The organism is Streptomyces sp. NPDC046759 (genome assembly GCF_040645475.1).
Taxonomy (GTDB): domain Bacteria; phylum Actinomycetota; class Actinomycetes; order Streptomycetales; family Streptomycetaceae; genus Streptomyces.
Genome location: NZ_JBEYYJ010000047.1, coordinates 37955 through 49556, shown reverse-complemented (window position 1 = coordinate 49556; position 11602 = coordinate 37955). Strand labels below are relative to the sequence as shown.

At 70.3% G+C, this 11602-nt stretch carries 11 protein-coding genes; 3 read left to right on the top strand and 8 right to left on the bottom strand.

The window, feature by feature from the left end; translation table 11 throughout:
• Positions 1 to 122: 122 nt before the first annotated feature.
• The 8 genes from ABZ919_RS39145 to ABZ919_RS39110 all read right to left on the bottom strand — a co-directional run bounded on the left by ABZ919_RS39145 (position 123) and on the right by ABZ919_RS39110 (position 7786).
• Complete coding sequence (locus ABZ919_RS39145; protein ID WP_361258297.1) at positions 123 to 1490, bottom strand: nucleobase:cation symporter-2 family protein; 1368 nt, start codon at positions 1488 to 1490, stop codon at positions 123 to 125.
• A gap of 750 nt (positions 1491 to 2240) precedes the next feature.
• Positions 2241 to 3626, bottom strand: coding sequence for an 8-oxoguanine deaminase (locus tag ABZ919_RS39140; RefSeq protein ID WP_361258295.1), 1386 nt, complete (start codon positions 3624 to 3626; stop codon positions 2241 to 2243).
• Between the two features lie 69 nt (positions 3627 to 3695).
• Positions 3696 to 5108, bottom strand: coding sequence for a nucleobase:cation symporter-2 family protein (locus ABZ919_RS39135; RefSeq protein ID WP_361258292.1), 1413 nt, complete (start codon positions 5106 to 5108; stop codon positions 3696 to 3698).
• 64 nt (positions 5109 to 5172) lie between these two features.
• On the bottom strand, positions 5173 to 6096 hold the full coding sequence (gene pucL, locus ABZ919_RS39130; RefSeq protein ID WP_361258289.1) for a factor-independent urate hydroxylase: 924 nt from the start codon (positions 6094 to 6096) through the stop codon (positions 5173 to 5175).
• Positions 6097 to 6099: 3 nt separating this feature from the next.
• Positions 6100 to 6495 carry a hydroxyisourate hydrolase gene (gene uraH, locus ABZ919_RS39125; RefSeq protein ID WP_361258286.1) on the bottom strand — a complete coding sequence of 132 codons (396 nt, stop codon included), beginning with the start codon at positions 6493 to 6495 and terminating at the stop codon, positions 6100 to 6102.
• A 4-nt stretch (positions 6496 to 6499) separates the two neighbouring features.
• On the bottom strand, positions 6500 to 7012 hold the full coding sequence (uraD, locus tag ABZ919_RS39120) for a 2-oxo-4-hydroxy-4-carboxy-5-ureidoimidazoline decarboxylase (protein ID WP_361258283.1): 513 nt from the start codon (positions 7010 to 7012) through the stop codon (positions 6500 to 6502).
• A gap of 150 nt (positions 7013 to 7162) precedes the next feature.
• Positions 7163 to 7525 (bottom strand): helix-turn-helix domain-containing protein, encoded by a 363-nt coding sequence (locus ABZ919_RS39115; RefSeq protein WP_361258280.1) that lies wholly within the window; start codon positions 7523 to 7525, stop codon positions 7163 to 7165.
• Positions 7526 to 7786, bottom strand: a complete 261-nt coding sequence (locus ABZ919_RS39110; RefSeq protein ID WP_361258278.1) for a hypothetical protein — start codon at positions 7784 to 7786, stop codon at positions 7526 to 7528.
• 171 nt (positions 7787 to 7957) lie between these two features.
• On the opposite strand from ABZ919_RS39110, the gene ABZ919_RS39105 reads away from it, so the two are divergent.
• From ABZ919_RS39105 to ABZ919_RS39095, 3 genes are all read left to right on the top strand, one after another.
• Positions 7958 to 8797 carry a TIM barrel protein gene (locus ABZ919_RS39105; protein WP_361258275.1) on the top strand — a complete coding sequence of 280 codons (840 nt, stop codon included), beginning with the start codon at positions 7958 to 7960 and terminating at the stop codon, positions 8795 to 8797.
• A 42-nt stretch (positions 8798 to 8839) separates the two neighbouring features.
• A complete protein-coding gene (locus ABZ919_RS39100) occupies positions 8840 to 9733 on the top strand; it encodes a 2-hydroxy-3-oxopropionate reductase (protein WP_361258272.1) in 894 nt (297 codons plus the stop codon).
• A 204-nt stretch (positions 9734 to 9937) separates the two neighbouring features.
• A complete protein-coding gene (locus ABZ919_RS39095; protein ID WP_361258270.1) occupies positions 9938 to 11401 on the top strand; it encodes a catalase in 1464 nt (487 codons plus the stop codon).
• The last annotated feature ends 201 nt before the right edge of the window (positions 11402 to 11602 follow it).

Genomic DNA, 11602 nt, shown 5'->3' with positions numbered 1-11602 from the left:
GCCCGGCGTACACCCCCGCGGGGGAGGGCCGCGCGGGGGCGGGCCGCTGACTGGGCACTGGGCCAACCTGGGCGCCTGGGCTGGGGGGGGGGTACGGCGGTCGCCGTACCCCGCGCCGGTTCTCAGTGCGTGGGCGTGAGTTCCTGGCCCGCTTCCATGGGATGGGTGACGTCCTCGGCGTCACGGTTCCTGCCGAGGTGGTTGAAGACGAGGTTGAGCAGGACGGCGCTGAGACAGCCGGTGGAGATGCCGGAGTCCAGGACGATCTTCGCGGTGTCGGGGAAGGCGTGGTAGAAGCCCGGAGCGGTGATCGGGATGATGCCGACCGCGAGGGAGACGGCGACGATCAGGACGTTGTTGTCCTTCTCCAGGCCCGCCCGCACCAGGGTCTGGATGCCGCTGGCGGCGACCGAGCCGAACAGGACGACCCCGGCGCCGCCGAGGACCGGGCGCGGGACGACCGCGATGAGCGAGGCGGCCATCGGGCACAGACCCATCAGGACGAGGAAGCCGCCGCCCACGGCGACGACGAAGCGGCTGCGGATCCTCGTCATGGCGACGAGGCCGATGTTCTGGGCGAAGGCGCTGCACATGAAGCCGTTGAAGAGCGGGCTGAGGGCGGAGCCGAGGGTGTCGGCGCGCAGGCCGGCCGCGATGGTCCGCTCGTCCGAGGGGCGTTCGACGATCTCGCCGAGCGCCAGCATGTCGGCCGTGGACTCCGTCATGGAGACGACCATCACCACGCACATCGACAGGATCGCCGCGATGTGGAAGGTCGGGGCGCCGAAGTGGAAGGGGGCCGGGAAGCCCACGACGGCGGAGTGCACGACCGGGCTGAAGTCGGTGACGCCGAAGGGTATCGCGATGAGCGTGCCGATGATCAGGCCGAGCAGGACCGCGATCTGCTTGACGAAACCGCGGGTGAAACGGCGCAGCAGCAGCACGATGAGGAGGGTGACACCGGCCAGGGTGAGGTTGGTCGTCGAGCCGTAGTCGTGCGCGGCGGGGTTCGGTCCCTGGGCCCAGCCGAAGGCGACCGGGAGCAGGGAGACGCCGATCAGGGTGATGACCGAACCGGTGACGACGGGCGGGAAGAAGCGGACGGCCTTGCAGAAGACGGGGGCGGCGAGGAAGCCGAGGAGGCCGGCGACGATGACCGCGCCGAAGATCATGGGCAGCGCGTCGGACTTGTCCTTGGCGGAGGCGACGATCGCCGTCATGGGCGCGACGCCGGCGAAGGTCACGCCGTTGACGAACGGCAGACGGGCGCCGATCTTCCAGAAGCCGAGGGTCTGCAGGAAGGTGGCGAGCCCGGCGGTGAACAGACAGGCTCCGGTGAGGAAGGTGAGGTCTTTGCCGGACAGCCCTATGGCCGCGCCGACGATCAGGGGCGGGGCGACCACTCCCGCGTACATGGCGGCCACGTGCTGCAGGCCGCTGGTCGCCATTTTGAGGGCGGGGAGTTTCTCGTCAACAGGATGGGCGGCCACGGCGGCTCCTCCGGGCGGGTGACACGTCGTCGTCGACGTGGGTTTCAGGGAGGTGGTGCGTGTGGTCGTGCGGGACCGGGACGGGGTGGCGCTGAGCGGGTCGAGCGGTGACCGTTCCGGGGCGCGTGCGTACACACGCGCCCCGGAGACGGCTGCCGTGGACCCCGCTCGGGTCCACGGACCCCGGCCGGGAGCCGTCCCTCCCGGCCGGAGCGTTCCGGCGGGCCGCCCATGAGGGGGGCGACACCGCCGTGCCTTCCGGCAGCCGGCCCGCACGGGCCACCTGCCGAGTCGTCCGGCGAACCGCCCACACGGGGCGACCGCCGCGTCTCCCGGCACGCCGCCCGTGCAGGGCAACTGCCGAGTCCTCCAGCACGCCACCCACACGGGGCAACCTGCCAAGTCCTCCGGCAGACCGGCCGTAAGTCCGTCTGCCAAGTCGTCCGGCAGACCAGCCGCGTGTCCGGCCTGCCAAGTCCTCCGGCAGACCAGCCGCGTGTCCGGCCTGCCGAGACCTGTCGCGTTCGCCCGTACGGGGCGACCGCCAGGTTTGTCGGGCGGCCACCCGTGCAGGGCGGGCCGCCGGGTGTTCGGTGGGTCCGCTCCGGGCGGCGGCCGCCGGGGTCCTCCGGCGGACCGGCCGCGCGGGGCGACCACCTGGTCTTTCCGGCGGGTCCGCTCGGGGCGGGCTCGCCGAGGTCGTCCGGCGGGCTGGCCGCAGGGGTGGCCGGCCGCCGGCCTGGGTGGGGATCAGGCCTGGGCGACGATCCGGGCGAGGCGCTGGGCCTCCTCGCGGGTGGTGCGGGCGACGGCGTCCTCGTCGACCGTGAGCAGGCGGCCGTTGTCGACGATCTGCCTGCCGTTGACGAAGGACGCGGTGACCGGAGCCGCCGCGCCGAAGACCAGCGCGGTCACCGGGTCGGCGATCGAGGCGTGGGCGAGGGTGTCCATCTTCCACAGCACCACGTCGGCCAGCTTGCCGGGCTCCAGCGAGCCGATCTGGTCGGCCCGGCCCAGCACTTGGGCGCCGCCGTAGGTGCCGAGCCGCAGCGCCTGGCGGGCGTTCAGCGCGGCCTCGCGGTGGGCGCCGAGACGGTTGATCAGCAGGGCGTTGCGCAGCTCGGTGTGGAGTTCGCCGGACTCGTTGGAGGCCGTGCCGTCGACGCCGAGGCCGACCGGGACGCCGGCTGCCAGCATGTCCGGGACCCTCGCGATACCCGCCGCGAGACGGGCGTTGGACGACGGGCAGTGGGCCACACCGGTCTTCGTACGGCCGAACGCGGCGATGTCGGAGTCGTTCATGTGGACGCAGTGCGCCATCCACACGTCCTCGCCGAGCCAGCCGGTGGACTCGAAGTAGTCGGTCGGACCCATGCCGAACAGCTCGTGGCAGAACTTCTCCTCCTCCACGGTCTCCGAGCCGTGAGTGTGCAGCCGCACGCCCAGGCGACGGGCCAACTCCGCACCCTGGCTCAGCAGTTCGGTGGAGACGGAGAACGGCGAGCAGGGTGCGACCGCCACCTGGGTCATCGCGTCGAAGGAGGTGTCGTGGTGCTTGCGAACGGTGTCCTCGGTCGCGGAGAGCGCACCCTCCAGGGTCTCGACGGCGAAGTCCGGCGGCAGGCCGCCGTCCTTCTCGCTGCGGTCCATCGAGCCACGGGCCAGCGTGAAGCGGACGCCCATCTCGGCGGCGGCGCGGATGATCGAGCCGGACAGGTCGCCGGAGCCGTGCGGGTAGACGTAGTGGTGGTCCATGGCGGTGGTGACGCCGCCGCGGGCCATCATGGCGAGGGACCCCTGCGCGGCCGCGTGGGACATCTGCTCGTCGATGCGCGCCCAGACCGGGTAGAGCGCGACGAGCCAGTTGAACAGGTTGTGGTCGGTGGCCAGGCCGCGGGAGATCCACTGGTAGAAGTGGTGGTGGGTGTTGACCAGACCGGGCGTGGCCAGATGACCGCTCGCGTCGATCCGGCGCACGACGTTCTCAAGGCCTTCGGGGGCCCGGCCCGCGCCGACCGACTCGATGCGGTTGCCGGCGAGTACGAGGTACCCGGAGGCGTACTCGGTGTCGCCCGCGTCCACGGTGGCGATCGCACAGTTCTCGATGACGATGCGCTGGTCTGCCGATGGTGCCATGGTGCTTCCTTGTCTGTCGGTGGCGGCCCGCGGACCGAAGGGGTGTCCACGGGAGGGCACGGCAGGACCCTAGGAGGATTTGAGTGCCGGAGCGGGCTGGCGGCTCCGGGTGCCGAGATGGTGGAAGAACAGATTGAGCAGAACGGCGACGAGCGCGCCGGCGCTGATGCCGGATCCCAGCACGGTCTGCGCCCAGTCCGGGAAGCCGGCGTAGAAGGCCGGCGCGGCCGGCGGGATGATGCCCGCGCCCAGCGCCACCGCGACCAGGATGATGTTGGAGCTGTCGTCCAGTCCGGCCTCGGACAGCGTACGGATGCCGCTGACGGCGATGGAGCCGAAGAGCACGATGCCCGCGCCGCCGAGGACCGGCATGGGGACCAGGGAGACGACCGCGCCGAGCACCGGGAAGGCGCCGAGGACCAGCAGGGCGCCGCCGGCGACGGCGACCACGTAGCGGCTGCGCACCCGGGTCAGCGAGACCACGCCGACTTTCTGGGCGAAGGCGGAGGTGGGGAAGCCTCCGAAGACGGGGCCGAGCAGGGTGGCGATGCCGTCGGTGCGCAGGCCACGGGTGATGGTCCTCGCGTCGGCGCGGCGCGCGCAGATCTCGCCGAGGGCCAGCATCCCGGCGCTGGATTCGGTCATCAGCACCAGCATCACGATGCACAGCGACAGGACGGCCGCGGGCTGGAACTCGGGCGGGCCGAACGCGAACGGCGTGGGCAGGGCGGCGACCGGCGCTGACCTGAAGGCGGTGAAGTCGGCCATCCCGAACGGTATCGCGGCCAGCGTGCCGACGAGCAGCCCGGACAGCAGGGCGACCTGCTTGACGAAGCCGCGGCCGAAACGCTGGATCAGCAGGATCACGGCGAGCGTGAATCCGGCGAGTGCGAGGTGCTTCATGGAGCCGAAGTCGGCGGCGGTCTCGTCGCCGCCCTGCGCCCAGCTCACCGGGACCGGCATCAGTGTCACGCCGATCAGGGTGATGACGACTCCGGTGACCAGCGGCGGGAAGAAGCGCAGCAGCCGTCCGAAGAACGGCCCGACCGCGAGGCAGAAGACGCCGGCGGCCATCACCGCGCCGTAGACGGCGGGGAGTCGGTGGCCCTTGGCGTTGGTCTCGGCGATCGCGAGGATCGGCGCGATGCCGGCGGAGGAGGCGGCGTTGACGAAAGGCAGCCGGTTGCCGACGAACCCCTTGACGCCGATGGTCTGCAGGACGGTCGCCACACCCGCGATGAGCAGACTGGCGGCGATCAGCCGGGTGCGGGCCGCGATGTCGAGTCCGCAGGCCTGGCCGATGATCAGCGGAGGAGTGACAACGCCTGCGTACATGGCGGCGATGTGCTGGAGCGCGACGGGGACGAGCCGCGAGACGTGAAGCTTCTCGTCCACCGGGTGCACGGACATGACGGCGTCCTCGGTGTGCACCGGCAGGGTGGAGCGGGGGGCCTGGGCCGGCCCCTTCGCAGGCAGTGCCATGGTGGTCCCTCCGGTGTGGCGTGTCCCCGGCCCGGGTGGCGGGGCCGGGAGCACGCGTCCCGCGTCAGAGGTTGGTCATGTCGACCGGGATCTTCGGCTCGCAGCCGTCCCGGAGGATGGTCGCCTCGATCAGGCCGTAGGGCCGGTCGGCGGCGAAGTAGACCTCGTTGTCGTTCTTGAGCCCGAAGGGCTCCAGGTCGACCAGGAAGTGGTGCTTGTTCGGCAGTGAGAAGCGGACCTCGTCGATCTCGCTGCGGTTGTTGATGATGCGCGCGCCCATCTGGTACAGCGTCTGCTGCAGGGAGAGGGAGTAGGTCTCGGCGAAGGCCTGGAGCATGTGCTTCTTGACCTGCTCGTAGGACTTCTCCCAGTTGGGCGTCTTCTGCGCGTCGTCGGTCCAGTTGAACCGCCAGCGGCCGGAGACCGACGTCGCGAGGATGCGGTCGTGCGCCTCCTGCAGCGTCGTGTACTTGTCCTTGATGTAGCCCCAGAACTCGGAGTTGGTCGAGTTCATCACCGTCAGGTCCTTCAGACCGGAGATGACCTCCCAGTTCTCACCGTCGTAGGTGATCTGGGTGAGGCGGGTCTCCTGGCCCTTCTTCACGAACGAGTGCTTGACCTCGTCCGCGCCGATGAACTTGGAGTTGGCGTCGGAGGTCTCGATCCGCTCCCAGGCGTACTCCTCGATCCGGATCCGGGCGCGGTGGATCGGCTCCTGCGAGGTGACGAAGTGGCGGGCGAGGTGGATGCCGAACTGCTCGGCGGACTCGATGCCGTACTCCTTGGCGAACGCGAACACCGTGTTCTTGGTGGTGTCGGTCGGCAGGACGTGGGCGTTGGAGCCGGAGTAGTGGACGTCGTCCATGTCGCCGCTCAGCGCGACCGAGACGTTGAGGTCCTTGATGTGGTGGGTGGCGCCGTCCCGCGTGATCTTTACGACTCGGTTCTCGGCCTTGCCGTACTGGTTCTGTCCCAGGATGGTGGGCATTAGCTAGCTCCCTCGGTAAACGGAGTAGCCGAACGGGTTGAGCAGCAGCGGCACGTGGTAGTGCTCGCCCGGTACGACGGCGAACGTGATCGCCACCTCCGGGAAGAACACGGCCCGTCCGCTGTCCCGATTCGCGGGGGCGTCCTGCTGCGCATCGGCTTGCTTCTTCTCGAAATACGGTTCGACCGCGAAGTCGAGCCGTACGTGTGTCGTCCCCTCCGGCAGTGCCGGCAGGTCCTGGCACCGGCCGTCGGCGTCGGTCGCGGAGCCGCCGAGCGCCTGCCAGTCCGCTTCGCGGCCGGTGCGGGCGCTGAGCTGGACGGCGACGCCCTCGGCGGGGCGGCCGACCGAGGTGTCCAGGATGTGTGTGGACACGGAGGCGGTGGTGCTGGTGCTCATGGTGTCAGGCGTCCTCTTCGACGAGTCGGGCCAGCCGGATGCGGTTGATCTTGCCCAGCTCGGTGCGGACGATCTCCCGCTCCTGCTCCGGCGCGTTGCCGATCCGCTGCTTGACCGCGTCGCGCATCTGCTCACCGGTGCGTCCGGTGGCGCAGATCAGGAACACGTGGCCGAACTTCTCCTGGTAGGCCAGGTTCAGTTCGAGCATCTCGGCCCTGAGTTCCTCGGCGGCGCCGGCCATGCCGGACTGTTCCCGCGCGGAGGCCGGGTCCCCCGGCTTGGGGCGCCCGATCGGCGGGTGACCGGCCATCGCCTCCTCGAGGTCCGGCGTGCCGAGCTCGGCCATGGCGGCGTCGCTGGCGGCGTAGAGCTCGTCGGTGGTGACGTAGGGGCGGGCGGCGAGCAGTCGCCGGGCCCACTCGGTGGAGGCGCACGCCTCGTGGAGGGCGGCGAGGGCCTCGCTCTCCTCCAGGGCGTTGAACCGGGACAGGCCCGGGGGCGTGGAAGTCGAAGTCACGGGAGCCTCCGTGGCCGCGATGGGCCGTCGTGCTGAACGGGCTGCCGATAGCTAACGCCCCCGGAAACGCCACGTCAACACTTTGTTGAAAAATCCGCGTAACAAGCCGGCCGGACCGGAGACCGCACGGCCGCACGGCACTCCGTGCGGTCAGACACCCTTCTCGCGGTTGAGGTAGTTGTAGACCGTGAAGCGGCTCACCCCGAGCGCGCTCGCCACGGTCTCCACGCCGTGCCGCACGGCGAAGGCACCGCGCGCCTCCAGCGTACGCACGATCTCCTGCTTCGCCCTGCGGTCCAGATCGGCCAGCGGCCGGCCCCGGCGGCGCTCCATGGCCGCCAGGATGTGGTCGAGGGAGTCGGCGAGCTGGGGCAGGCGCACGGCGACGACGTCGACGCCCTCCCAGGCCAGGACGACGTCCTCGGGACCGGCCTCGTCCGGCGGGAGCATCCGCCCGCCCATGGCGTCGACCAGCGGCTTCACGGCCGTGATGAAGGGCTCGTCCCCGGTCACCTACTCCCCCTCCCCGATCCCGTCGTCGATCACGTTGACCTGGAGCGAGATCCGGGTGGCACCGGCCTCGAGGCTCTTGCGCAGCAGCGCGTCCACGGCGGTGAGCACGCGGTCCGCGCCGCCCTCCGCCGTGTTGCCGAACGGACCGACGTCGACGGCGTCGAGCTCGGCGGTCTCGACGACCTCCCGCGCCACCAGGGCGTGCGCGGGCGCCTCGTCCAGGTCGAAGGGTTCGGTCGTGAACTCCACTCTCAATCGCACGCGCACAACCTAACGCGCGGCGCGGATTTTTTGGCGGCTGTGACCGGACCGGGGCCGAACGGCCGGCCGACCCCCCTTGACAAGCGTCGACACCCGGCGGCAATCTTCCATTAAGCAGAAACAAACTTCCGCTATACGGAATATCGACCACGGAAGGGAGCGCGGCCCCCGATGGGATTCGCAGACCAGCGCTTCAACGTCAACCTGTCGATCCTCTTCACGGAACTCCCGCTCCTGGAGCGTCCCGCGGCCGCCGCCGCGGCGGGCTTCACGGCGGTCGAGCTGTGGTGGCCCTGGGTCGACTCCCCCACCCCCGCCCAGTCGGAACTGGACGCCCTGAGAAAGGCGATCGAGGACGCGGGCGTCCGGCTCACAGGCCTGAACTTCTACGCCGGACAGCTGCCGGGCCCGGACCGCGGCGCCCTGTCGGTCCCCGGTGCCGAGTCGGAGAAATTCCGCGCCAACATCGACGTGGCCGCCGGCTTCGCCGCGTCCCTCGGCTGCAAAGCGCTCAACGCCCTGTACGGCAACCGCGTCGAAGGCGTGGATCCGGCCGAGCAGGACGCGCTCGCCCAGGAGAACCTGGTCCTCGCGGCCAGGGCCGCCGACCGGATCGGCGCGGTCCTGCTGATCGAGGCGCTGAACCAGCCGGAGTCGCCGCTGTACCCGCTGGTGAGCGCGCCCGCCGCCGTCGGGATCGCGGACAAGGTCAACGAGGCGACGGGCCTCGGGAACGCGGCGTTCCTGATGGACCTGTACCACCTGTCCATGAACGGCGAGGACCTGCCGTCGGTGACCGAGCAGTACGCGGCGAAGACCGGCCATGTGCAGATCGCCGACAACCCCGGCCGCGGCGCCCCGGGCACGGGTTCGCTCCCGCTGGAGGAGCTGCTCGACCAGCTGAAGAAGGCCGGTTACGACGGCTGGGTCGGCCTGGAGTACAAGCCGGGCGACCGGCCGAGCGCCGAGGCCTTCGACTGGCTCCCGCGCGAAGCGCGCACGGCGCGCTGAACCCCCCTGACTTCGCAGAGCAGTGAGAGAGGCACCCCCATCATGAGCAACACCCTCCCCAAGATCGCGTGGATCGGCCTCGGCATCATGGGCTCCCCCATGTCCGAGAACCTGATCAAGGCGGGTTACGACGTCACCGGCTTCACCCTGGAGCAGGACAAGCTGGACCGCCTGACCGCCGCAGGCGGTACGGCCGCCTCCTCGATCGCCGAGGCCGTGCGCGACGCCGACGTCGTCATCACGATGGTGCCCGCGTCCCCGCAGGTCGAGGCCATCGCCTACGGCCCGGGGGGCATCCTGGCGAACGCGCGGCGGGGCGCCCTGCTGATCGACATGTCCTCGATCACCCCGCAGACCTCCGTCGACCTGGCGAAGGCCGCCGGGGACAAGGGCGTCCGGGTGCTGGACGCCCCGGTGTCCGGCGGTGAGGCCGGTGCCGTCGAGGCCGTACTGTCGATCATGGTCGGCGGCGAGCAGGCCGACTTCGAGCAGGCGAAGCCGATCTTCGAGGCGCTCGGCAGGACCATCGTGCTGTGCGGCCCGCACGGTTGCGGCCAGACCGTGAAGGCGGCCAACCAGCTGATCGTCGCCGTCAACATCCAGGCCTGCGCCGAGGCCGTGGTCTTCCTGGAGAAGTCGGGCGTGGACCTGCGGGCCGCCCTCGACGTCCTCAACGGCGGGCTGGCCGGCTCGACGGTGCTGACGCGGAAGAAGGACAACTTCCTCACCCGCGACTTCAAGCCCGGCTTCCGCATCGACCTGCACCACAAGGACATGGGCATCGTGACCGACGCCGCCCGCAACGTGGGTGCCGCCCTGCCGGTCGGCGCCGTGGTCGCCCAGCTGGTCGCCTCGCTGCGCGCCCAGGGCGACGGCGGCCTGGACCACTCGGCCCTGCTGCGGGCGGTGGAGCGCCTCTCCGGCGCCCAGGTCTGACGAGACCGCACAGACTTCCGGGCGGCGCCGCCGCTGACACCTGTCCTGTCGCGCCCAGGCGGCGGCGCCGTCCGGAATCACCCCTGAGATCGAATTCAACAAAGTGTTGACGTTCAGATCGCCCCACTCCTAGGCTCCACGAAGACTTCTAGGCTCCACAAAGCGGAAGAAGATTTCCGCTGCCATCCGCACGGAAGGTCCACGATGTCGAAGCGCGTGCTCACGACAGAGTCCGGCGCACCGGTCGCCGACAACCAGAACTCCGCCTCCGCCGGCGTCGGCGGCCCGCTCCTGATCCAGGACCAGCACCTCCTGGAGAAGCTCGCGCGCTTCAACCGCGAGCGGATCCCGGAGCGCGTGGTGCACGCCCGTGGTTCCGGCGCGTACGGCCACTTCGAGGTGACGGACGACGTCACCGGCTACACCCACGCCGACTTCCTCGGCGAGATCGGCAAGCGCACCGAGGTGTTCCTGCGCTTCTCCACGGTCGCCGACTCCCTCGGCGGCGCGGACGCCGTGCGTGACCCGCGTGGCTTCGCGGTGAAGTTCTACACCGAGGAGGGCAACTACGACCTCGTCGGCAACAACACCCCGGTGTTCTTCATCAAGGACCCGATCAAGTTCCCCGACTTCATCCACTCGCAGAAGCGCGACCCGTTCACGGGCCGTCAGGAGCCGGACAACGTCTGGGACTTCTGGGCCCACTCCCCCGAGGCCACGCACCAGATCACCTGGCTGATGGGCGACCGCGGCATCCCGGCGTCGTACCGCCACATGAACGGCTACGGCTCCCACACCTACCAGTGGACCAACGCCCAGGGCGAGGCCTTCTTCGTCAAGTACCACTTCAAGACGAACCAGGGCATCCGCTGCCTGTCGGCCGATCAGGCCGCGGAGATCGCGGGCAAGGACCCCAACTCCCACCAGACGGACCTGCTCCAGGCCATCGAGCGCGGCGTGCACCCGTCCTGGACCCTGTACGTGCAGCTCATGCCGGCGGCCGAGGCGGCGGACTACCGCTTCAACCCGTTCGACCTGACCAAGGTCTGGTCGCACAAGGACTACCCGCTGCAGCGCGTGGGCCGCCTGGTGCTGGACCGCAACCCGGACAACGTCTTCGCCGAGGTCGAGCAGGCCGCGTTCTCCCCGAACAACTTCGTGCCCGGCATCGGGCCGTCCCCGGACAAGATGCTCCAGGGCCGCCTGTTCGCCTACGCGGACGCCCACCGCTACCGGCTCGGTGTCAACCACACCCTGCTGCCGGTCAACTCCCCGAAGGCGGTTCCGGGCGGTGCCCGGAACTACGGCCGTGACGGCTACATGGCCTTCAACGCCCAGGGCCGGCACGCCAAGAACTACGAGCCGAACTCCTACGACGGCCCGGTGGAGACCGGCCGCCCCCTCTCCGCCCCGCTGGCGGTGTCGGGCCACACGGGCAACCACTGTGCCCCGCTGCACACCAAGGACGACGACTTCTTCCAGGCTGGCGAGCTCTACCGATTGATGTCCGAGGAGGAGAGGTCCCGCCTGATCGCGAACATCGCCGGCGGCCTCTCGCAGGTCTCCCGCGACGACGTGATCGAGAAGAACCTGGCCCACTTCCACGCCGCCGACCCGGAGTACGGCAAGCGCGTGGAGCAGGCGGTCCGCGCCCTGCGCGAGGACTGAGACCAGTAACCCGCAAGCAGCGTACGGAATCCGACGGGAGGTCGGGATCTCCGCACGCGGCCCGCGCGCACACCGGACGGCCCGGATGAGGGGTGGCCGTACGGCGGTGGGCGCGGGCAGGGCGAGGACCGTGGCGGCGTGCGAGCCAGTGCGGTGGTCAAGGACCGCGTCCCCTTCTCGACCAGAGGGAAGGGGTCCCGG